The following is a 23,378-nucleotide window of genomic DNA, read 5'->3' as shown; positions in this document are numbered from 1 at the left end:
GGTTTTTTATGCCCCTGAAATGAGTGCGTTGTAGGCATGATGTGGAAAAGGCATGAAGGTTGAAAGTAACGCAAAAAGTTTTGGAAAAATTGCAGTGACTATTTGGATATAATCAAGTTGTTGCTTATGCTATCGAAATTGCTGACTATATAATTGTCCCGCTTATAGGAAATGAAAAAGCTATAACAAATTGGGGGGGTGCCGCTAAACAAACCGCCGTACTTCTGCTCGAGGTTTTGGAATTTCATTTCAGATATAGAGACCTTTTTATAGTCGAAAGGGTTGACTATTTGCCAGTCGTACTGATCGTTTATTTGCCAGCTATTGTTGGTTGCATATAGGCTTATGCTGCTGTCTGTATTTGTAACATATCTTGTATTTTGTGGCGATAGCAATACAGAATCTAGCTGTTCCATAAACTTCTTGCCTATGGTGAACCTGCGAAGGATAATTGTATCAATGTTGCTACTGTCGTATGAATTGAATACCAAGTTTAGGCCAATATGGCTACACTGGTACGTTTTAGTACAAGACACTAGCACAAAACTCATAACAAATATGAAAACAAGCTGCTTCATTTATAGTTAACACTGGTTTTAAAGTGATAATTATTGCTTTTTTACAAAAATATTTTTCACCACATAGGCACATAGAACACAAAAATAACCCTATAACACATTCAATACCTGTTCCTTAGCTTTTTCTAGCTCGTCTTTCATCAGCACCACGCATTTTTGTATCTGCGAGTCGTAGGCCTTGGCACCTGTAGTATTTATTTCTCTGCCAAACTCCTGCAACAAGAATGACAATTTTTTGCCTTTGCTTTTGTCTTTCTCTTCCAATATTGTTTTAAAATAACTAATGTGGTTTTTTAGGCGCACCTGCTCCTCGCTAATGTCTATTTTTTCTATGTAGTAAATCAGTTCTTGCTCCAAACGGTTGCTGTCGTAGTTTTCTTTGCCTACTTTTTCTTCCAGCAATTTCTCGAAGTTTTCTTTTATTTTCTGCCTCCTGTTGGGCTCCAGTGCTACTATTGCTGTGCTTTGTGCTTCTATATTGGCTACCCTGATTAGCATATCGGCCTCTATTGATTTGCCTTCGTCTAAGCGGTGGACTATCAAATCAGCAATGGCGGCTTTCAGCACTATTTTAAACTGCTCCCATTCCTTTTCGTTCAGTATCTCGGTAGAGTTTACCATTATTTCCGGCATCCTCAAAATAGCTGCCAACAATTGCTGCGTATCGGCCTGCAGCTCATCGGCTATCTGCATCACGGAAACATAATAGGCTTTCAGCAAATCGGCATTGATGCTGATGGGTTTTGACACCCCGTTTTGCTTGATGGTGATAAAACATTCAACGCTGCCCCTTTCCAAGCCTTCGTTCAGCATAGTCCTTATATCAAATTCGTAAGGCTTTAGCAAAGCTGGCAGCTGCATCCTAATGTCGAACTGCTTGCCATTGAGCGAGCGCAGCTCAATTAAAAATATTTTGTCGCCAATGGTTTGTTCGGAGCGGCCGTAACCTGTCATGGAATAGAGCATAGAATAAAGTTGTTTTTACAAGGAGACTAATCCTTCTGCCCATATCACGGAACTGCCATGAAACCAAGGACTGAAAAATAAACATTGTAAAAATAACAGAAAAAATTGTTACGACTCACCACATATATTGCCGATTGTGTATAAAAGCGTTTTGCTTTTTTATTAAACCTAAATTTTTCAATTGAAATTGATTGCAAGCCCCAACTAATTCAAAGACAAGTGCAAAACGAGAATATTTGCACATTTTTAATAATATCAATTTTGCCTCCTATTTTTATTAAAATAGTTTCAGTTTTGCCAATTTTGGAGCTTTTTGTTGTTCGCGTATTTTTCAAAAATTGTCTCCTCTTATTTAAATCATTGATTATCAACAATATCTAAAAAAAATAATGCGTAAAACGCGCGTATTTGGTGCGTATTTTTTGAGTGATTTCTGCATATTTGGTGCGTAATTTATGCTCATTTTATGCTTGATTTGTGCGCATTTTACAGCCATAAATACAAGACAAAATTTTGAGACTACAACTATCTTAATATTAGTAAAAAAAGAGCTACGCTTGGGATGCCAAGACACTAGTTTTGTAAGTAGTTTGTATCGAGTGCATTTTTACCACAAAGTTAAGATTTTTTGCATTACCGTTGTTTAAGGACAAAGCGAAAACTTTTAAGTTCCAAATAAAATAAGAAGCACCTAGCAAAACCCTTAAAAAAGGCTTATGCTAAGTGCTTCCGTGTAATGTAACACTTGGTACTAAAAATTCTTATTGAACAGAATATGTTTGCGCATATTCATCAACAGTAATGGTATAATTGCCAGCAGTTGCTACGGACAAATTTGCCCCATTGTTATAAGAGAGTTTGCCACCGGTTCCACCGTAGCTAAAGTCCCAACTACCTTTCTTGATAATGAATTTGAATTCGCCAGCGGTAAGGGCTACAACACCTTGCCATTTGCCATTACCCATATAGGTTAATGGTGGCCTTTGCGCGTCTGTTTGTGTAGCCGAGTTGTCCCATCCACCAACAGTGGCAGCACCAATCACATACATATTACCTTCATTCAGGGTATATTTTACGTTATTTACATCAGTGCCATCCCATATTACCCTATACCTTCCAGCAGCAGGTATATTAGGCATATTATCTGCGTTGGTAACCAATGCAGAACCTGAAGGCCCTGTAGAACCATAGCTCCTAGTTTCATCAACCGTTTTAGAACCATTGTCCCACTGGTCGTTATCAATTATCTTCCATCCATCAGCAGTAAAGTCGTGGATACCAAGGAATAAGTTAGTACCTATATTGCCCATAGCACCAGCAGGGAATACATTGCCTGGGACCCAGCCAACACCATTAACTGCTGCACCTACAAAGCCCATACGGCCAAGGCTAATGTTTATTTTTAAAGTTGTCCTATTAAAACTAATGCGATAAACGCCCGCAGCAGTTACTTTAAGGTTAGAACCATTATTGGAAGTTGCATCACCTGTTACAGAACTGCCGTTAAAAGTAATAGGACTCACGCCGCCAAAAGCTATATCCCATCCCCTTCCTTGTGTTAACTTAAATTCTGTTCCTGCTGGCAAGTAGATATAAGTGTAATACAAATTATTGGTTAAACCATCCCTTGTATCTCGTATTAGTTCTGGGGCATTTGCTGGGGTCCAGTCTGTACCATTACCAGTTGCGGTTTGATACCCACCCGGCATATATACCCTTACTTCCCTTAAAATACCCACTATATTTTCATAAGTAGATTGTTGTTTCCATGTACCTGAAGTAGCTACTACCGTCCATTTTAACAGTGTAGGGGCAGATAAGTTTGTAAATCCTTTGCCTACCAAGCTATCGCTGATTGTTTTGTAAGCAATAGAAGCTAGTGTGTCTGTACCAGCAGTATTAGATGCTACGGTAAACAAAGGCTTTGTCCAATCTACTGGTATTTCATTGCCATTGGCATCTAATTTCCTTTCAGCAAACAATACTTGGTATTTTACAGCTGGGCTGCCTACAGCAGGTATTGACTTAGTCCAATTAAACACAATATTGTTTGTAGTAGAACCTGGGTCGATAGCAATTGGTGTAACTGTGGAAACTGGGCCTAGAATAACAAAAGGCGAAGTAGCGTTTCCAAAACGGGTGATAGACAAATTGAACACATTATTTGCCAATAGTTGCGTGCTGCCATTGTCGGCCTGAACAGTCCAGATATAATCTGTTGACGCATTGGCTTTGATGCCTTTGGCATTCAACGAATCGTCGATTTGCTTATACGTAAGGGTAAGTTTAGTATCTACCCCGCCATTGTTGGCAGGAACCGATAAAACAGGGTTTGAAAAATCACCAACCGATTTTAGTGCCAACAACCATTTATAGGTGGGGAGGGTTTTTAACCCTGGGGTTGATGCCCCCCATGTAATGTCAACAGTGGCACTAGGCGTAGAAGCGTTTAGCAGCAAAGAAGTGCCAGATGTAGGTGTTTTTAAATTAAAGCCCACCAAACCCTCGCCCGTGGGTGTGTTGGTTGCCAAGTCTGCCTTTTTACAAGCGGCAAAAGTTGCAGCCATTGCTATGAAAGCGATGAATATTTTTTTCATAAATTTTATTTTAAAGCTGTAAATATGATTTCTGATTCCGAAGAAGTAACACTAGCAGCCGCACCAGTAACATCTAAGGCAGTGCCTATGAATTTGTACCTGAACTTATATAGCGAATGCCCTGTAGTAGGCGTGAAATTGTCGCTTATTACCAACGAAGCATTCCAAATATTACTGGTTACTTTTTTTACAGGGAAAGTAAGCGGGTTGCCCACTTGTGTGCCAGCCTCGTCAAAGGCCGTAACAGTAACTCCTGTTGCGGTCATGCGTTGTTCTTGCACAATAGTACTTAAAGTTCTTTCAAAATTTAGGGTTACAATATCGTCCTTATCGACCTTGGCAGGGAAAATCCTTAGCGTTGTAGGCTTAAAAACCAACAAATCGAAGAAATAAGGCTTGAAATCTGGTGTTTGCTTACTTCCGGTTTGAGATTTAACCAAAAAGCCAAAATCTTTTAATTGACCAGGTGACTGGGAAAACAAAGCAACGCCAGACGTAACTTTAAACGACCATTTATTGGTACCTGCAGCAGTCATTTTTGCCGTAACAGGCGAATTGCCCCATGCAGTGTTGGTATAACCATCCTTGGCTGGATATGCTGCCTTGTCAGCATCGCTTGTTGGCGATGTGTTGGAGAATATCCATATATATGCTTCTGTTTCGCCCGCCATTGGCGTGCCGCTCACATCTACTGTAAGCGTAAACGCATCATTAGCCGTGAAGCTGGCAGGCACAAACGATGGGTTCTGTGCTTTTGCAGTACCCATGCAAAAAGCAAGTGTTAATGTAAATAAAAATGCTATCTTCTTCATGCTTAAATAGTTTATTGTTTAGAAAATTCATAGCTATAGGATATCAATAGCTTTGGTTTGGTAGTAGAATAATCTGATTTTGTAGCTGCCAATTTTAAAATAGGCGTTGCACTCAATGGCAATGAACCTAGCGTAACGGTTGCAGTGTCTTTACCACTTACCAATGTAACTATTTGTGGCGTTTTTGCATTGTCAACAGTCCAGGTTCCACTTGTTAACTTAATTACTTTTGGAGATTTGCCTGGCACAGTAGTAAATGTAGAGGGCACTCCACTAGCTAAATTAAGTGTTAACTTAAAATCGGTAAATGGAAAAGCAGTGGTTAAGTCTGCTGTTTGCACATTGATGGGATCGTAGGAATAACCATTGTTTTTTGCATTCTCGTCTGTTTGCGTAACCTTACTTAGACTCCATGTGCCTGCAAGGGTAGCAACAGGGTCGATAGGCGTTCCTACAGATTTATATTTCTCGGGCTGGCAGGCGAACAGAAGCGTGCAAGCCATTATTAATAGTGATACCTTTTTCATATTATTTATCATTTTTAGCATTTTAGAAACAACCACCTTCAATATTCATTTGGAAAGCTGCATTGGCATCTTGCTCCCCTTTAGGAAACTGGAGAATCAAACCGTTGCAATTCCATGGTGAACCCCTCCTATCTATATTGGTACCATTCCTTACCCCAATACGTTTAATTTCTTGTATCCGGTTGCCTTCACCAACTAATTCCAGCTCTCTTTCGTACCTCGTTGTACTAATAACCAAAGCTGCTACGGCATTGGCAGGCAAATTTTGAGATATGCCATTATAAGCCCTTGCCATAATGTCGTTAATATCTTTAATGGCTGTAACCAAGGCGGCAGGGTTTGATGCTGCTATTTCAGCACCAGCCTCGGCACGTATCAGTTTTATTTCTGTTAAGTGTACAATGGGAAGATCGAAATAATCTTTATTATACTTAGTGCTTACGTTTAGCCCTTGCTGTAACGTATTGCTGTACCATGCTTGCCTTACATCGCCTGGCTTAGCATTGGCATGGTTAAAAAATTGGTCTGTGTAGTTATAGCTTGGAGGGTTTTTATCAGAACGGTACTTGCCCCTTAGTTCAGAACCTGGGTTATACACAATTGTTTGATTAGGTAATACCAAGATGCCCTCTGTACTCACCCCTACGTCATAGCGGCTACTATAACTCATGTCTAGCTGAAACTTGTTGCTGCTAATTACTTTGTTGGCATAGAGATAAGCATTGGCAAAGTCATTCATTTGAAAATATACTTTGGCCAAGTAAGCTTCCGCAGCATATTTGGTAGCTGTATAGTATTTTGTAGTACCCAATGGGGCAGTGGGCAACAATGAATCTGCAGCTTTTAAATCGCTGATAACCTGATCATATACTTGCTTTACAGTGGAACGCAGTAAAGAATTTGGAATAGTATTCACCCTTAATGGTATCCCCAAATGACTATTGTCAGGCGAATAACCATAAGGCTGCGCTAACAATCTAACCATTTCAAAATGAGCCATCCCCCTTAGAAAAAAAGCCGAGCCTTGTATAAAATTTTTGTTAGAGTCTGCAAGACTAAGCGATTCTAAAGTAACATTTGCTCTATTTATAATTGCGTAAGCTTTTTTATACAAATCATCCCTTGTACCGCCAAAAATAGAATTTTGCCTCCTAAATATTTCGCCTTCATCGCCCGTAAACTTGCTACCATTCAATTGGTCGCCAAGCAAATCACTTACCTCCTGTAAACGGCCGCCAAAAAACTCATCATTGCCTACAAGTGTATAGGCACCATAGATAAAGCTTATTAAATTTGAGTCTGTTTTAATAGCCTCTTCTTTTGTCATTTGTTTTTCTGGTGTCCTATCCAAAAATTTAGAACAAGCCATGAGAAATATTGAAAATAATATGCAAATCGTTATGAGTTTGCTGCTATACTGCTTCATAATATACTTTGTTTTAATAGGTTAGAAATTTACATTCATGCCGAATATGAATGTTTTTTGAGATGGTGCAGTAAGGTAAGTAACATTGGGGCTCAAGTTCCTGTCCTGCGGATTTTCAAAATCCCTAGTTATTTCAGGGTCACCACCTGGGTACTTTGTAAAAGTGAGTAAGTTGGTGCCTGTGAGGAACAACCTTACGTCTTTCAAGAAGGATTTGCCCAAAGTGCCCCTCGGTATCCTGTACCCTACTGACAATTCCCTTAACCTTAAATAAGAAGCATCCCGCAGAAACATGGTAGAGTTAAATTGGTCTTCACTTGGCACTCCAGGATAGTCAGTAGCACTTGCCAACAATTTAGGGTACTGCGTTACGTCACCCGGTTTTGTCCACCTGTCTAAGAAGTCTTTCCTAAAGTTCCAGAATTTCTGAGTTACACCTAGAAATTGGTATTTACCAGAATTCTCATAAATCTTGCCACCTATTACATAACTAAACAGCACAGAAAAATCGAAATTCTTGTAGTTTAATGAGGTATTGAACCCTCCGATATAATCTGGCATTACACTACCTGCATATACCCTATGGTTTAACGAAAAAGTTTTGGTTTGCTTGCCATTTTGATCCAGCCAAATGGGCAAACCATCGGTAGGGTCAACACCATGATAGCGCACCAAGAAGTTTACACCAACAGGCAACCCTTTTACAATACGGGTATCGTTAGTACCACCTTTCACTGCATCTGGTCCCAATTCATATTCCAATACCTTGTTTTGGTTTTTGGCAATATTGCCACCTACTGCCCATTTCAAGTCCTTTTTATCAATTATTTTCACATTGGCATTAAATTCTACACCTTGGTTTAAAATTTTACTATTATCCAAGTTTCGCCATATATCCGGAATACCAGCAGATGTAGCCACACCAGGCTGCAATAAAATATTGGTTGTGGTTTTGTGGTAGTACGCAATTTCGCCTGTTACCCTGCTACCAAACAAGGCAAACTCCACAGCTACGTCCACATTATGTAGTGTTTCCCAATGCAGATTTGGATTTCCAATTCTATTTAAATATAGAGTTGAATGGCCATTGTAGGTTATCCCCCCCCCCTGATAGTCATCTTGATAGCTACCATTTGGATAATTTGCATTGCCTACTATACCATAGCTAGCACGCAATTTTAAGAAGTTAATTTGCCTTATGGGCTTCATGAAGCTTTCGTCACTAATTGTCCATCCAGCAGAAAGGGCAGGAAAAAACCCATGCTTGTAGTTAGAACCAAACTTAGAAGAACCATCTATCCTTCCCACAGCTTGAAACGCATACCTGCCCTTGTATATATAATTTACCCTTGCAAAAAAACTATTGAAAGTATATTGGTCTTTGCTGTGGTTGATGCCACCCGGTGTGTTTGCCTTAGCAGAATCTACCAAATGGTTGTATAGCCCCATTTGCTGGTAAAAAGGCTTATTGGTAGATGCATTAATGCCTATACTATAATCTTTTAGGTTTTCTTCTTGTGCCTCTGCGCCCAATAGGAAATTAAACTTATGGTCGTTCGTTGGGTTCCACAGATAGTTTGCAGTGTAAGTGGTTGTCCAGTTGGTACCCCAATATGGCGACCGGGAAGCATAACCAGAATCAGCCACAGATTTTTGCGTCAATACATTGGTTTGGTACTGATCGTCTGATGAAAGTACATATTCAATTGAGCCTGCTGCTTTTAAGAATAGGTTGTTTATTGGTTGATATTCCAATGACAAACCACCCAGCAACCTGTTGCTTATCTCGCGCCTTTGCGATTCATTTAAAACTCTTACAGGGTTAGTCTTAGCAGTAAAATAAGTACCATCGGCATTGTAAACTGGGTAAATTGGCAGCGCACTACTCATGGCATCACCAATACCCCCAGCATAAGAAGCATTTACACGGTGGTTAACGCCACGGTTATAACCACTGGTAAGTGAAACCTTAACTTTGCTGCTTACCAAATAATCCAGGTTCAACCGGGCAGATATACGCTCATAGCTATTGTTTTTTAAATAACCCGCTTCATTGCCATAAGTAAGGTTGGCAAAGGTTTTTAATTTTTTATTGCCTTGGGTCATTGAAATGCTGTGGTCGTCAATAAAACCAGTCCTTGTCAGCAAATCCCACCAATCGGTATTAGTGCTATCAGCCTTTGCATAAGTAATGCCATCAGGCAAAGTTGCCTTCCCCGTATTGCCACTATTAAACCATGCTTCCTGACGCAGTTGCAGCCACTCGGCACCATTTACAAAATTTAATTTCTTAGAATAAGTAGCCCCACCCAACTTGGTAGAGTAAGTAAAAGATGGCTTCCCAGCCTTGCCCCTCTTGGTAGTAACCAAAATAACGCCATTTGCACCACGGCTACCGTAAATACCTGTAGCACCTGCATCTTTTAATACTTCTATTGATTCAATATCGTTTGGATTGATAGATGCCAAAGGATTTTGGTTCATAGCACCGCTATTGCCCCTTAAAAACTGATCGGCAATAAAAGGGATACCATCTATAACATACAAGGGATCGCTAGAAGCAGATATAGAACCTACACCCCTGATCCTGATTACAGAACCTGAACCTGCTAGGCCATTGCCTTGTATTACTTGCACGCCAGGTGCTTTGCCTTGCAACGCAGCTTCAAAGCTTGGGCCAGGCACAGACGAAATTTTGTCGCCACTTACCCTTGATATTGCTCCTGTAACATCCCTTTTCCTTTGCACGCCGTAGCCAATTACCACTACTTCGCTTAAAGAGGCATCTGATTGCACCAAGCTCACTGAAATTTCAGCTCCAGTTGCATCTATCAGCCGGGAATTATACCCAACAGACGAAACGACGAGTATTGATTTAGGCCCCGGAACTTTAATTTTAAAGCTGCCGTCGTTGGTTGTTTGCGTAGCGGCTTTGCCTCCTTTTACCTGCACGGTAACATTAGCCAAGGGCGAGCCGTCTTTTGAGTCGGTTACCCGTCCGGTAACCACTTTTTCCTGTGCAAAGGCTGTGATGCTATTTATTAGCAGCAACATCACCAGCACAGCGAGCAATCGTTTACAATTCATAGTTAAAGTTTTACTGGTTTACTTAAAAAAAGTTGTTTTAAATTTTAAAAATGTGGGGGATTTATTTTGCCCGTAGGCATTGTATAAGGAGCGGGGAGCTAAGCTTTTGTAAATTGTATGCCAAGGAAATAACTGGCAAACGGCAAACAGGCAATAATCGAGTTTTCATATATCCTTTTTAAAAAGTAGCAATCGCAATATTCAATGTGTATTTTCTACACATTGAAGCACAAAGATGTGTACTTTTTACACAATAAAGAAATTTTTTTTTAACCTTTCCTTTTAATAATTGCGGGGGTGTATTTTTTGGCAGGAATTAAGGGTTATTTAAGGGCAAATTAAGGGGGATGTTAGAAAATTGAATGGAGGCGAGAAGGAGAAAAGTCATCTCGCAATACATGAGCCCTAACGCCTCCGAAGAGCTACTGTGCGTATACAAATCTCATTAACGCAAACGTTGCCCTCTAGCATGTTAACCTCACCCCCCAACCCCGACCTCACCCCAACCCTCTCCTAAGGGAGAGGGAGTAAGAACAAAGGCGAGGGGGAGCCAACGCTTGACAAAATGCAAGTGGTTTTATGATAAATTTTACTTGCAGCAATCTTTTTTGGATAAAACTAAAAAGTGCAAAAAAAGATCTGTATATACTCTAGCTGTATGGCATATTGGGAGGGGCAAGCCCTCTGTATGTTTATTGGGCGGGGGCAAGCCCAGCCCCTACGCATTTGCCACTTCTTCAATGGCTTGTACTATTAGCTTGCACATATTGGTTAGTTCTGTTTCGGTAATAATTAAGGGGGGAGCGATGCGCATACTGCGGTCATTAAACAAAAACCAATCGGTAATTAGCCCTTTGGCAATACATTTTTTTATGATGGCGTGATTAGTGGCAAAACTGTCAAACTCCACTGCCATCCACAAACCGCTAGCACGGCGAGCCACAATGGCGGGGTGCTGTATGTATTGCAGCAATATTTGCTCTTTAGCGGCCACTTCGGCAATATAGTTGTCCTCAAGCAATACTTCCAAGCCAGCTTTGCCAGCAGCACAGCTAACTGGGTGGCCACCAAAAGTGGTAATATGCCCTAGCACAGGGTTTTCGGTTAAGGTAGCCATTAGCTTTCTATCTGCAATAAAAGCACCAAGAGGCATTCCGCCACCAAGGGCTTTGCCAAGCAATAAAATGTCTGGCACAATGCCGTATTGCTCAAAAGCCCAAAGACTACCCGTGCGGCCAAAGCCTGCTTGTATTTCGTCTAATATCAGTAGCACGCAATGCTTATCGCATTGTTGACGGATGGCTTTTATCCAATTTGGGTCGGGCTGCACAATGCCCGATTCTGCCTGCACGGTTTCCATTATTACACATGCGGTTGTGCTATCAATTGCATTTATGGCTGCTTGGCTATTGTAGTCAACATGGGTAATGCCAGGCAGCAAGGGGCGGTAGGCATTCCGGAAGTACTCATCCCCTATCATGCTCAATGCCCCTTGGGTGCTGCCATGGTAGGCTTTGTTGAAACCAATCATCTTGGTGCGGTTGGTAACACGCTTTGCCAGTTTCATGGCGCCTTCAGTTGCCTCGGCGCCGCTGTTGGTAAAGTAAACGCAGTTGAGCGAGGCTGGCAACAACTCGGTAAGCATTTTTGCATACGCTACCTGCGGCTGCTGTATGTATTCGCCATAAACTATCAGATGCATGTATTGTGCGGCTTGCTGCTGCACGGCCACCACTACCTTGGGGTGGCTATGGCCAATGTTGGCTACGCTAAAGCCGCTTATCATGTCCAAATATGCCTTCCCATCGGCATCATGTATATATATGCCTTCGGCCTTCACCATTTCCAGCCCTATCGGGGCATTAGACGTTTGGGCTATATGCTGGAGGAACTGATTGCGGAGAGACAATTTTAATTAGGAATTAGGAATTAAGAATTAGGAATTGAAGACCAAGAATTATGAATTAGGAATTATTACGGACCTTACTCGCTTTGTCATTCCTAATTCCTAATTGAATCAAAGCCTTTCCATTGCCCTTAGCCATCTTTCGGGCATTTCGTTGTTGCTTGCAATGATATAATCTAGCTTGCTGCAGGCAATAAAGGCATCGTTGTTTAGCTGCATCCACCAGCGGCCTGTTTTTTTGCTTTGCAAAAAAACGGTTTCTACTTCTGCAAATGCCATGGTGAACTCGTAAAAATGAGAGCGATCTTCCAACTGGGCTTCTTGCTTGCTTTTGTAAATGCCGTCCATCACATACCACAGTAAATGGCTGATTTGTATAGCCGTAAGCCCATGATTGTCAAGGGCTGCATCGTACCCATAAATGCCAATGGAACTCATTTGGCTGTTCATGCCCGCATACTGCATCAGGGTGCAGGCTTCCTCGCCTGTAAACCCGTTGGGGGTAAGCAAATTAGCCGGGGCGTGTGCGTGCTGTATGGCTGCAATGTCAAAACTAAGCAGGTGACTGTTGCGTATGGCTGGCTCCATTTCCTCTAGGTTTTCCTTCACTTTGCCCACCCTGAAACAATCGAAGCGCAGCTTGTCTATTACTTCCAGCATCTGGGGATGCACAAAATAGCTTTGGAAGCCAATATGGTTGTAATGCTTTATAAAATTAGGCTCACCGGTAAGCATTTCCATCAAGAAATTATCTGCTGCCAACACGCTGTCCATGTCTAGGTCTATACGGGCATCTATACAGGTGGCTTCTATTATTTTTTCCAAGGAAACATAAGCCCCATATTGTGCAAGTGTTACATCGTGGCTGCCGCCTAGTATTATTACCCGTTTGCCCTTGGCTATCAATTCGGCCACTACTACTTTCAAAGCGGCATAAGTATCTTGTATGCTTGCACCCATTTTCACATTGCCAATATCGGCCACGGAAACATTTTTGTGCCAATGGAAAAGCGCATAAAAAGCCTTGCGCACCGCATCGGGGGCATCGGTATTATTGTTGCCGCCAGTGCCACGCATTTCGCCACAACCTACAATTACCATGTCTGCCTGGCTAATGTCGGGGAACTCCTCCTCGTAAGCAGCTATGTGGCGGCCTAGCTGGGTATCTTTGTACCCTACGTCATTACTTAGTTCGTACAGGTTGATGGGTTCCAAAAAATCAATTATAGTATCTATAATCATGTATTCAGTGCGTTTGTACAAACATAGTTTAATGCGGTATTATATAAAGCAAGTGGGGGTAAATATAGCGGCATATCAAAGTTGCCACAAAGGCACAAAGGCTCGAAGTGGCACTAAGAAAAAAAGCAAAACGATTATTTCTTTCTTTTTCTTCTTCCCTTAAAACTTTGTGTTGCTTTGTGTTTTCGTGCCTTAGTGGCAAATCACTTGGGTGGCGCATGGGTAGTAACCATAAAATTTAAGTATTATTTAGCCTGCAGAATGCCCATCCATTTCCCCCTAAAGCCTTACTTTGTAGCCAATGCTGGCAAAACACTGCTTTTATATTATCCTTGGGCTTATGTGCTGGCAATGCAGGTTGGCTGCACAGCAAATAGTGCAATTGCCTGGCGGAGTATATGTGCAGTCTAAGAACCTGCGCAGCATGATTGATGAATCCTCCGTTTTGTATCCGGGGCAAGACATCAGCAAAAAAATAAAAAATAGTATTTTCATAAAGGTGTTCACCAGCCAAAAGTCTTGCTTTGTAGGTGAGCCACTATTGGTTACCTACAAGCTTTTTACTAGACTAAACTCCCAATCCAAAGTGGTTGACCCACCCACTTTTACTAGTTGCAGCGTAGTAGAAATGACAACCAACGAGCCATCGGAAAGGGAAGAATACCTTAATGGCATTGCTTATAAGTCGTACATCATAAGAAAAGTGCAACTATTCCCTTTACAGGATGGGCTATTGCAGTTAGGGGTAGCCACTGTGGACAATGACTTATTGTTTTATGAAAAAGATGGAGTAAGCTATAGAATAATTACCAAAAAAATAAAGCTTGTAAACGAGCCACTATCCGTACAAGTAAACCCATTGCCTACTGATACGCAGCAGCATTTGTTTACAGGCGTAGTAGGCAATTTTTTTATGAACGTAAAAGTAAAAAAGCCGATAGATTCCGCCAATGACAACAACGCACTGGAACTAACCATTACTGGCAAAGGCAATTTTATGAACTTGGTTTGCCCCACCATCAACTGGCCATTAAATATACAGGCTTATGAATCACAGGCTACTGAAAAATTAGATAAATTGTCCTTCCCTGTGTTGGGAGAAAAAAAATTCATTATCCCATTTAGCTGCAAGCAAACCGGGGATGCGGTGATTCCCCCCATACAATTTTGCTATTTTGATGCTGCAACAAAAAAATACAGCACTGTACAAACTGACAGTATCCATATAACCGTTAACCCAGCTGCCCCAATAATTGACACTTCAAAACTTTCTGGCGACATTACCAATACCAAATACATTTGGATTGTGCCTGCCATTGCCTTGGCGGCAGGGCTTGGCTTATTTTATTTTTTTGCCCCTAAAAAGAAAAGAAATGTTGAAGAAAAAGTATTGGCAGCAAAAGAAACAGGCATCAAGCCATTAATAACAATTGATTATGCAAGCCACTTGTCTGCTTTGCTATTGATAGAAAACGAAAAAGGGTTTTTTAAGGAAGGAAAAGTACTCGCATCCATTTTATTGCAAGATGGGCAATATGAAACCTATAAAACTGACTTGACTAATGTTATCGTTTATTGCAATCAGGCTTTGTACGCTCCTTTAGCAACTGATAGAGCGGTAGTGGTTACTGTATTGAGAAAGGTGATTGGATAGAAGCATAAAAAATCGTGTTCAAAAGCAATCATATCTTGAACCTGGATTTTGCACCATAGTACAATGTTAACTGGCTACTTAGTTTATCTCCTGTCTAATATGTTTTTTATTTTTAGCTTCAATACTATTAAATCATTATCCCGAGAAACAATTACATTAACTGCTGCACTTGCATTTTGAAATGCCAGCTTTACCAATTGTATATTTTTAAACAGTACTTTATCTACCCCTAAAATAATATCCCCCGTTATAAACCCTGCTTTTTCGGCTGGGGAACCTGGCATAATATCAACAACCGTAACCGCATTGCCTATCTCATAAATACCTAACCCCGTGTAGGCATAATCGAAAGAATCGAGATAATGCTTATTTGGCTTTATGTAAATGCTTGCCTCTTGGTAATTTAAAACAACATTGAAGCGCCTTAAAAGGTCATTGCCTATCACACCCCCCAATATTGGGTATGCAGTAACATTGAAATCGTCTGTAAAAATATATACAGGCACGTTCTTAAACCTATATGGCCCCAAGTGTACTTGCTTTACAACAGACAAATCCATTGGCTTCTTGCCACCAAGACCTTCTGCCTCGGTGGGGTAGCGTTTCCTTTTTTTCTTTAGCAGCAAGCTATCCGTTACAAAATCCTGCGATAAAAGCATGCACAACCCCGCACCTGTGTCAAAAATAAAATGACTTACTACCTGCCTATTGTCTGCTATAGAAAGTTGCTGCATGGCCAGTTGCGAGAAATCAGGGTTCAGCAAGTACCCTCCGCGCGGATATTTGAAAACGCCAGGGCTATATACTTCTATCATTTGCAGGTCATAGTCTATCTTTACAATATAGCGTTTCAGGAAGCTGTAGCCAATAATGCCATCAATTTTTATCCCATATACGCTGGTAAGCAGTTCGTAGTTGTTGATGTGGAAGTTGAGGGTATCTACATCTAGCCCGGGCAGGTGCAGGCAATGGTTGTTGGCAAAAGACACTTCTTTTACGCCAGCAATGCCCCTTATCAGCTTGCTGGTTGGCTGTTGTTTTAATTGAAGCAACGCTGCCGTAGTAGAATCAATTGATATGCCGCCGCAGCCCGTATCAAAAACAAAAGTGAGTGAATCTTTCTTGTCGTCAAGCCTGGCATTTACAAGGATGATGCCGCCTGTAAGCTGTGTAAAAAAGAACCGTGTTAGCAATTTGGCTGGTTGTGGCACAAACTGTTCCTGCCCGGTAGCATACACCGAACACCAAAACAAGCACCTAAACAAGCAAGCTTGTTTTTTTATAAAGTGGTTATATGCAGCCCTATTTGCCATGACAAAGCAATGAGTTGATAAATTTAACACTTTTTAATTACCATTTACCAAATAGTTAGGCGATGGCCTAGGTGCATTTCAAATCTTAGCTTTTATTGCCCTTTTATATTTGTTAGCAACATACATAATTGATCGTAATATCCGCACCCTAAATACCGGCCTATGGCCATCCCTCAGAAGGGGAATTGTATACGCACAGTAGCTCGAAAGGGGGAGGGCGCAAGAACAAAGGAGGGAATGTGAAGAAATAAGCGAAGATTTGGAATGGATTTTTCTCTTCTTTTTCGTGATTTATTTTTTTTACTATTTTACTTTATTGCCCGTAACTCGTTGTTATTCAGCTATTTTTCTTTTTTTAAGCCTGATTTTTTATTATAATTTAAGTGAATTTTATGATAATTTATTGATAATAGAATGATAGTTTTATAATAATAAAGTGATAATTTACTGATAAGAAACTGATAAGATTTTGATGGTGAATTATCATTTTCCTAAGCCAACTAATATTCGATGTAGGAAGCAAGCCCAAGGTGCCCTTAGTTGTTACTACTCAGGTATTTTTTCACCACATAGACACGTAGTACACCTAGATTTGAGTGAGTAAAAGAAAGAAAACATAGTTTTTAACCTATTTTAAATTTCATTATATGACTATAGAAGCTAAAAAGTAAGCAAAGCATTATGTTTTCTTTCTTTTTTCTTACCTATGTGCCTATGTAGTGAGTAGTAACTCTGGGTTTATTGTAAAATTCGCATGGATAGGTATATAGCACAAAATAAAAATCCTATATGGGGGAAAAATGCCCCCATGAGCATCCAAAAATGCCCCCATATAGGATACTTGTTGAACGAAAACTTTGAAATGCACCCTATATAATGAAAAGAAAAGTAACATATTGCTAGCTTGAATAATAACGATGTTGGGTAGCTAAAAGTATCTCTAAAGCAACTGGTGTTTAGCTATAAACTTTTATGCGTTGGGCTATACCCATCGCTAGTATATAACACCCCTTCAGGGCTTTACAGCACAATTTGCAATGATTTGGTTGTATAGGAGTTTTTTGCTCGCAACATACCGGAATTAATAAAAAAATTATCCTTCCGCTTCTTCATCATCCCCTTCTTCCCCAGCAGGTGCTTCGCTCAATTTCAATGGCACTTCGTTCTTTTTCAACACATTGAACCATTTTACCATTTTCTTCATGTCGCTTGGGTACACCCTGTCAAAATCCATTTCGGGGTAAACGATGGTGAAATAGGCTTTTACTGCCTTGGGGTCTTTTTCCGAAGGTATGGGCTCCTCACTTTTTTCCATTGCAATGAAAATTTCCACTAGGTTTACGTTTTCACGTATAGTGAACACTTCTATTGTTTCCAAGTGCGAAAAAGTATTGACACGGGAAGACACAAACTTTATACTGCTGTCTTCCAAATTTTTAACTATTGCCCCATCTGTCCTGTTGCCCACCAATTCAAACAAGCCCGGCATACCAGTGATTGACATTAACTTACTATATTCCATGTGTTCTATTTATGAACGTGCAAAATAAGGGGAATTGGGCAGATATGAATGTGAAAATGAAATATCGTAGCGAAACTTACAATGGCTACCCAAACCTAGACTGTTTTGCAAACCTTCTAAGTAGGCTGTTCAGAATGGGCTTTAAAGACTTCATACAGTTTTAAGCGAAGGTTTAACCACAAAGAACACAAAGTTTTTCGCAAAGAAGCACAAAGAAATGTTGCAAGAAGTTCAAACCTTCCATGCTTAGCCCCAACTGTTATTATTTACCACGGGTTGCACCCGTGGCTACCATTATTCAACCCTTATCGAGGTTTTTTGACGCAATATTAGTTTCCCAGCCATCAGCAGTTAAAAAAGAGCATTAGCCTGCTTCTCTGTGTTTTTGTGGCTTAATTGCAATTTTATTAATTTTGCAACTATTTCTTAATAATTTTCGTCCCAATTTATCCAATACCCCCTACAATATGCTGTACAACTTATCCATGGTAGAACTGATGGGAGATAATGACCCAGCGTTTATCAAAACCCTGCTAGGGCTTTTTATAGAATCTATACCGCCAGACCTTGAAGCCTTAAACCAAGCCTGGGCGGAGAAAGATTGGGACAAGGTTGCTTTTGTAGTGCACAAAATGAAGCCCACTATCGATAGCTTAGGGGTAGATACCCTAAAGCCCACCATATTGGCACTGGAAGCAAAAGGCAGCAAGGACAAACTAAGCCTATCAGTTATTGCTGGGCACATAGAACAGATAAACGCTGCGCTTCAACAAGTAATCCTGGACATGAAAGCCGATTTTCCTGATTTGTAAGCACCCCAATTCCTTGCCTCTTTTGTGCCTTGACACTCGCATTTTTTTGTCGAGCAATAATTAATGTCATTTCAACACTTTTTAAGGAAATTTAAACTTTTCTTCGGATACTTGCAATTCAAATAATTAAACTTGCCGCGATGAAAATTCCTATCCTTTTTTTTTTCTTTCTCTTTTTATGTTGCCTGGGAGCTACTGCCCAAAAACCTGCTGCCCCTGTTTATGCGGCACACGAACGCTTGTCTCTGGACAATGGCTGGCGTTTTTACCTAGGCGATATACCTTTCCCCGTTATTAAAGGGCAAGGAATGAGCTACCCCAATGCAAAAGCTGGCAAAGCATGGGGAGCGGCCGCCCCGGAATTTGACGATACCGACTGGCGTTTGCTAAACCTGCCACACGACTGGGCTGTGGAATCGCCGTATGACTCTACAGAAAATGCAACCCAGGGCTATCGCAGAAGGGGCTTTGGCTGGTACCGCCGCAACTTTAAGTTAGACCCGAAAGACAAGGGCAAATACTTGGAACTCCAGTTTGATGGCATTGCCACCAATTGCACAGTTTGGGTGAACGGCACCATACTGCACCGTAATTTTTGTGGCTATACTTCTTTTTATATTGACATCACAGCAATGGCAAAATATGGCGATGACTTAAACAACATTGCCATTCGTGTAGATGCTGTAACACAAGAAGGATGGTGGTACGAAGGGGCAGGCATGTATCGGCATACATGGCTGGTAAAGCAATCGCCTGTGCATATCATGACCAACGGTGTATTTGCGCAGCCAATTAAAAGCGAGCAGGGCAATTGGAATATTCCTGTAGAAGCAACAATTGAAAATAGCGGCAAACAAGCTGCAGGCATTAGTGTTACATCAACACTTTTGGACAATACAGGCAAAGTAATGGCCACTGGCACAACTAGCGGCAGCGTTGACCCGCTTGGCAAAACCATTGCTACCTTAAACCTGCCTGTAAGCAACCCGCTATTGTGGGATTTGGAAAACCCTGCCCTTTATAAGGTAAGGACAATAGTAACAGCGGAAGGTAAACCAACGGATACCCTATTTACAACTTGTGGCTTCAGAACCATAAAATTCACGTCTGATTCTGGCTTTTTCCTAAACGATAAGTATGTAAAAATAAAAGGCACTTGCAACCATCAGGACCATGCTGGCGTAGGCGTTGCTGTGCCAGATGCCTTGTGGGATTTCCGTTTGAAAAAACTGAAAGAAATGGGCGTAAATGCCAACCGTTGCTCGCACAACCCGCCTTCAAACGAGTTTTTAGATGCTTGCGACAGGAACGGCATAATGGTTATGGACGAGAACAGGAACTTTAATGCCTCACCCGAATACCAACGCCAGTTGGAATGGATGGTGCGCCGGGATAGGAACCACCCCAGCATTATACTCTGGAGCGTTTTTAACGAGGAGCCGATGCAAGGCACAGAAAATGGCTACGAAATGGTACGCCGTATGAGTGCCGTGGTAAAAACACTAGACAAAACTCGCCCCATAACGGCCGCAGCCAGTGGCGGCTTGTTTACCCCAATCAATGTATCGCATGCAGTGGACGTGGTAGGCTTCAATTACCAGCAGAATGGCTATGAACGCTTCCATAAAGAACACCCGGAAAAAGCCATCACCAGCTCGGAGGATGTTTCTGGCCTAATGAACCGTGGGGAGTATGTAAATGATAAAAAGAACCATTTTTTAGCCGCTTATGATGATAACAAGCCCGGCTGGGGCAACACGCACAGGGCATCGTGGAAGGCAATAGCAGAGAAACCTTATGTGGCAGGGTGCTTTGTATGGACTGGGTTTGACTACCGTGGCGAGCCACAGCCTTTTGAATGGCCTTCTGCTAGTTCTAGCTTTGGCTGCATGGACGTATGCGGTTTCCCGAAAACTGCTTTTTATATGCACCAAGCACAATGGGTGCCTGCTACACAGCCCATATTGCAACTAGTACCACACTGGAACTGGCCAAAAGACAGCATAGGCAAAACCATAAGGGTAATGGCCATGAGCAATGCAGAAACCATAAAACTTTTGCTGAATGGAAAGCTGATAGGAGAGCAAACAGTTGACAAATATGAAATGAACACGTTTAAAGTGCCATACCAACCCGGCAAGCTAGAGGCTTATGGCTACGAGGCTGGCAAACAAGTATCGCATTTTGTAGTAGAAACCACTGGTGAGCCAGCAAGCATTCAATTGATACCTTATGCTACGAAATTGGTAAATGATGGCTTGGATGCGTTGCCAGTAACAGTAAGGGTACTAGACGCCAAAGGCAGGCCTGTAGAAACCGCCAACCTACCTGTTGAATTTGAAATTAGCGGGCCCGGTAGGATTATTGGCATGGGCAATGGCAATAACAACAACCATGAGCCAGAGAAAGGGAACAAACAAAGCTTGTACAACGGCCTAGCACAAGTGATACTACAAAGCAATGCTGGCAGCACAGGGCAATTGATATTAACAGCTAAGTCTGCTGGTATAAGATCGGCAAGCATTGCTATAACAGTAAAAGATACTATTCAAATACTTGCGGTTGAGGTTTCGATGCCCGTATTGGTATTGGACAAATGGAAAATATCGCCTTTCACGGCCACAAAGCCCGACCCCAACCAAGAAGTTGCAAGCTACGACATGAACACATGGGCGCCCATAAAACCGGGCAGCCTGCAACCTTTCGACAATAGTTTTGCCCTTTACCGTACTACTTTCAAGCCTTTCAGCGAGCAAAGCAACAAGGGGGGTAAAGTAACATTACAATCTGTAGCTGGCAAAGCCGAAATATGGCTAGACAAAAAATTGGTGGCCACCAAAACAGATGCTGCGAGTAAAGACATGACTATAGATTTGCCCGCCGGCCAGGGCAATAGGACAATTACTGTGTTGATAGAAGCAGTGGCAGGGAAGAAAGCGGGGCTAGGCGGTGTTGTTACAGTAAAAGGAATGTAAGAAAGGCAACAATTAGGCAACTATAAAATAAAATGCCACTGTTTCTGGGTCACATAACTAAAGTACATCCCTTTAATAATATGGTTCAGAAACAGTGGCATAAACATAAGGTACAAACATCAAATAACTTAAATCCTAAAATACAAAACTTAAAACAACTTCTAGCCTGGCACTCTAGAAATATACTTTTCTATTTCCTTTATTTGGTCAACCACTTGCTTTGTTTTGGGCTTGCAATCTTTTGCCTTGCGGAAAAAGTCTTTAGCAGCTTTAAACTGCCGCTTGTTCATGAATATCTGGCACATGCTTATTAGTGCCACGGCTTCGCTTTCTTTATCTGCAAGGCCAAGGCGCAGTGCAGCCCTTATATAGCTTTCCCCTTGCTTCATATCCCCTTTTTGCATGGCCATCATGCCTAGTTGCAACTTGTTGGCGCCTTCTGCCATTGGCATGGGGCTGCCAATGGCAGAACTTTGTTTCAGGTATTTCTCGGCGCCATCAAAGTCTTGCCTCATCATGGCCAAATTGCCTTTGATAGTATAAAAAGTGCTACGGACGGGTGAGTACAACAAATTTGGGAACCAAACAGAAGCCAATATTTTTTCTACCTCTTCCACATTTCCTGCTTCCATAGGCGCTTGTATCAAGCGCAAAGGGCCAATAAAAAAGTTGCTGGCCAAGCCAATAACACCCACAAAGTACAAAGGGAAAGTAGGCCAAAAACCAGCAGAGCCTGTAACATTCATTAAAACAGCAATACCAATAGCCAGTAAACTTAACCAAAACCGATATTTGATTAATAGATTGTAAAACTTCATAAATTCACCAATTGAACGCCAAATATAAGAAGGTTAACACTTGCAGCAGGATATACCTGCTTGGCACAGAAAATTTTTTTATTGAATAACGAGTATTTTAGCAGCATAACTATTACTTTTGCCGCCTGAAATGTAATGGTTGCGTAGTTCAACGGATAGAATAGGTGTTTCCTAAACACTAGATCCAAGTTCGATTCTTGGCGCGACCACGGAAATCATATAATTAAAAATAATTGTATGGCAATAATAACAAGGGTTTTGGCAATTGCCAGAACCCTTTTCTTTTGAACGTGTAAAACATTTGTGTAAAACATTTTCGATTATAAAAAATCTTAATTGCTCGAGCCATATACCACAAAGTTCGGGTTAATTTGGAATCTATACAAAAGTACAATTCTATATGGGGGAAATATGACCCCATGAGCAGCCTAAAATGCCCACACTATGGGTGAAATTTGGGATACTCATGGGGGAAATATGCCCCATATAGGATTGTTATGCTGGGCTTTATACCAATCCATCCCAACTTTGTATTAAAACAGGAACTAACCACCTTAGCTGTAGCCCTTGTATTAGTTGTTGGTTGGCTTATAAAATGATAATTCACTATTAAAATCTTATCAGTTTCTTATCAATAAACTATCATTTTACTATCATAAAACTATCATTCTATTATCAATAAGGTATTATAAAATTCACTTAAATTATAATAAAAAAAGAGGCTTAAAAAATATAAACAATTGAATATCAATGAGTTATAGGCAGAAAAGGAAATTAGCAAAAAAAAATAAACCACCAAAAATCAAAAATAGCCTAGTTGAAATATTCGCTTAAGTCTTCATTTTCCCCTGCTCAAAAGGGATTGTAGGGGGGTATTGAATTATTCAGCAAGTCAAAATGTTAGCATTTGGCATCTTGTTTAAAAAACTTCCGGGCCTACCCAGCGGCCTACTAGCATTAATTCTTGGGCATTAAAAAAGCCTAGAGGCCACGTCAAACGAGTATTCTAGGCTTATATATAGTGGTGTGAGACGAAACAAAATTGCTTTACTGTATTTAACGCTTAGCGTTAAACACGGTTAAAAGAAATGGGTTTGAATGTCAAGTGCTTTACCATGCTTTACTATTAGAGTTAAGCACTAT

The 23,378-nt window shown here is 41.0% G+C and carries 15 protein-coding genes and 1 tRNA gene; 4 read left to right on the top strand and 12 right to left on the bottom strand.

Annotated elements, in window-relative coordinates:
* Positions 1–98 precede the first annotated feature (98 nt).
* The 9 genes from ACHFIY_RS07185 to ACHFIY_RS07145 form a co-directional block, all read right to left on the bottom strand.
* Positions 99–578 (bottom strand): hypothetical protein, encoded by a 480-nt coding sequence (locus tag ACHFIY_RS07185; protein WP_410845393.1) that lies wholly within the window; start codon positions 576–578, stop codon positions 99–101.
* A 90-nt stretch (positions 579–668) separates the two neighbouring features.
* Complete coding sequence (locus tag ACHFIY_RS07180; RefSeq protein WP_410845392.1) at positions 669–1,544, bottom strand: YicC/YloC family endoribonuclease; 876 nt, start codon at positions 1,542–1,544, stop codon at positions 669–671.
* 761 nt (positions 1,545–2,305) lie between these two features.
* On the bottom strand, positions 2,306–4,141 hold the full coding sequence (locus ACHFIY_RS07175; RefSeq protein WP_410845391.1) for a SusF/SusE family carbohydrate-binding protein: 1,836 nt from the start codon (positions 4,139–4,141) through the stop codon (positions 2,306–2,308).
* Positions 4,142–4,146: 5 nt separating this feature from the next.
* On the bottom strand, positions 4,147–4,953 hold the full coding sequence (locus ACHFIY_RS07170) for a hypothetical protein (RefSeq protein WP_410845390.1): 807 nt from the start codon (positions 4,951–4,953) through the stop codon (positions 4,147–4,149).
* A gap of 11 nt (positions 4,954–4,964) precedes the next feature.
* Positions 4,965–5,480 carry a DUF5004 domain-containing protein gene (locus ACHFIY_RS07165; RefSeq protein WP_410845389.1) on the bottom strand — a complete coding sequence of 172 codons (516 nt, stop codon included), beginning with the start codon at positions 5,478–5,480 and terminating at the stop codon, positions 4,965–4,967.
* Between the two features lie 22 nt (positions 5,481–5,502).
* Complete coding sequence (locus ACHFIY_RS07160) at positions 5,503–6,849, bottom strand: RagB/SusD family nutrient uptake outer membrane protein (RefSeq protein ID WP_410845388.1); 1,347 nt, start codon at positions 6,847–6,849, stop codon at positions 5,503–5,505.
* Positions 6,850–6,927: 78 nt separating this feature from the next.
* Positions 6,928–9,993, bottom strand: a complete 3,066-nt coding sequence (locus tag ACHFIY_RS07155) for a SusC/RagA family TonB-linked outer membrane protein (RefSeq protein WP_410845387.1) — start codon at positions 9,991–9,993, stop codon at positions 6,928–6,930.
* A gap of 718 nt (positions 9,994–10,711) precedes the next feature.
* Positions 10,712–11,902: an aspartate aminotransferase family protein gene (locus tag ACHFIY_RS07150; protein WP_410845386.1), complete on the bottom strand. Its 1,191-nt coding sequence runs from the start codon at positions 11,900–11,902 to the stop codon at positions 10,712–10,714.
* A gap of 108 nt (positions 11,903–12,010) precedes the next feature.
* Positions 12,011–13,141: a formimidoylglutamase gene (locus tag ACHFIY_RS07145; RefSeq protein WP_410845385.1), complete on the bottom strand. Its 1,131-nt coding sequence runs from the start codon at positions 13,139–13,141 to the stop codon at positions 12,011–12,013.
* A 301-nt stretch (positions 13,142–13,442) separates the two neighbouring features.
* Between ACHFIY_RS07145 and ACHFIY_RS07140 the strand changes: the two genes are divergently transcribed.
* Positions 13,443–14,795 (top strand): hypothetical protein, encoded by a 1,353-nt coding sequence (locus ACHFIY_RS07140; protein WP_410845384.1) that lies wholly within the window; start codon positions 13,443–13,445, stop codon positions 14,793–14,795.
* Between the two features lie 83 nt (positions 14,796–14,878).
* Here ACHFIY_RS07140 and ACHFIY_RS07135 read toward each other — a convergent pair whose 3' ends face one another.
* Both ACHFIY_RS07135 and ACHFIY_RS07130 read right to left on the bottom strand, forming a co-directional pair.
* Positions 14,879–16,108 carry an aspartyl protease family protein gene (locus ACHFIY_RS07135; protein ID WP_410845383.1) on the bottom strand — a complete coding sequence of 410 codons (1,230 nt, stop codon included), beginning with the start codon at positions 16,106–16,108 and terminating at the stop codon, positions 14,879–14,881.
* A gap of 1,093 nt (positions 16,109–17,201) precedes the next feature.
* On the bottom strand, positions 17,202–17,630 hold the full coding sequence (locus ACHFIY_RS07130; protein WP_410845382.1) for a DUF5606 family protein: 429 nt from the start codon (positions 17,628–17,630) through the stop codon (positions 17,202–17,204).
* A gap of 467 nt (positions 17,631–18,097) precedes the next feature.
* Here ACHFIY_RS07130 and ACHFIY_RS07125 point away from each other — a divergent pair, with 467 nt between their 5' ends.
* Both ACHFIY_RS07125 and galA read left to right on the top strand, forming a co-directional pair.
* A complete protein-coding gene (locus ACHFIY_RS07125) occupies positions 18,098–18,442 on the top strand; it encodes an Hpt domain-containing protein (RefSeq protein ID WP_410845381.1) in 345 nt (114 codons plus the stop codon).
* 140 nt (positions 18,443–18,582) lie between these two features.
* On the top strand, positions 18,583–21,417 hold the full coding sequence (galA, locus tag ACHFIY_RS07120) for a beta-galactosidase GalA (RefSeq protein WP_410845380.1): 2,835 nt from the start codon (positions 18,583–18,585) through the stop codon (positions 21,415–21,417).
* 161 nt (positions 21,418–21,578) lie between these two features.
* Here the strand turns inward: galA and ACHFIY_RS07115 are convergent, their stop codons facing one another.
* Positions 21,579–22,235: a tetratricopeptide repeat protein gene (locus ACHFIY_RS07115; protein ID WP_410845379.1), complete on the bottom strand. Its 657-nt coding sequence runs from the start codon at positions 22,233–22,235 to the stop codon at positions 21,579–21,581.
* Between the two features lie 137 nt (positions 22,236–22,372).
* Here ACHFIY_RS07115 and ACHFIY_RS07110 point away from each other — a divergent pair.
* Positions 22,373–22,444, top strand: a tRNA-Arg gene (locus ACHFIY_RS07110).
* The last annotated feature ends 934 nt before the right edge of the window (positions 22,445–23,378 follow it).

Source organism: Parasediminibacterium schistidii, assembly GCF_046546515.1.
Taxonomy (GTDB): Bacteria; Bacteroidota; Bacteroidia; order Chitinophagales; family Chitinophagaceae; genus Parasediminibacterium.
The sequence above is the reverse complement of the archived record's forward strand: the minus strand, read 5'-3'. Positions and strand labels throughout refer to the sequence as shown.

Coding starts and splice junctions, on each gene's coding strand:
- ACHFIY_RS07185 (WP_410845393.1), bottom strand. CDS start 578: ATGAAGCAGCTTGTTTTCATATTTGTTATGAGTTTTGTGCTAGTGTCT.
- ACHFIY_RS07125 (WP_410845381.1), top strand. CDS start 18,098: ATGCTGTACAACTTATCCATGGTAGAACTGATGGGAGATAATGACCCA.
- ACHFIY_RS07170 (WP_410845390.1), bottom strand. CDS start 4,953: ATGAAGAAGATAGCATTTTTATTTACATTAACACTTGCTTTTTGCATG.
- ACHFIY_RS07165 (WP_410845389.1), bottom strand. CDS start 5,480: ATGAAAAAGGTATCACTATTAATAATGGCTTGCACGCTTCTGTTCGCC.
- ACHFIY_RS07180 (WP_410845392.1), bottom strand. CDS start 1,544: ATGCTCTATTCCATGACAGGTTACGGCCGCTCCGAACAAACCATTGGC.
- ACHFIY_RS07160 (WP_410845388.1), bottom strand. CDS start 6,849: ATGGCTTGTTCTAAATTTTTGGATAGGACACCAGAAAAACAAATGACA.
- ACHFIY_RS07145 (WP_410845385.1), bottom strand. CDS start 13,141: ATGATTATAGATACTATAATTGATTTTTTGGAACCCATCAACCTGTAC.
- ACHFIY_RS07155 (WP_410845387.1), bottom strand. CDS start 9,993: ATGAATTGTAAACGATTGCTCGCTGTGCTGGTGATGTTGCTGCTAATA.
- ACHFIY_RS07130 (WP_410845382.1), bottom strand. CDS start 17,630: ATGGAATATAGTAAGTTAATGTCAATCACTGGTATGCCGGGCTTGTTT.
- ACHFIY_RS07135 (WP_410845383.1), bottom strand. CDS start 16,108: ATGGCAAATAGGGCTGCATATAACCACTTTATAAAAAAACAAGCTTGC.
- ACHFIY_RS07115 (WP_410845379.1), bottom strand. CDS start 22,235: ATGAAGTTTTACAATCTATTAATCAAATATCGGTTTTGGTTAAGTTTA.
- ACHFIY_RS07140 (WP_410845384.1), top strand. CDS start 13,443: ATGCTGGCAAAACACTGCTTTTATATTATCCTTGGGCTTATGTGCTGG.
- ACHFIY_RS07175 (WP_410845391.1), bottom strand. CDS start 4,141: ATGAAAAAAATATTCATCGCTTTCATAGCAATGGCTGCAACTTTTGCC.
- galA (WP_410845380.1), top strand. CDS start 18,583: ATGAAAATTCCTATCCTTTTTTTTTTCTTTCTCTTTTTATGTTGCCTG.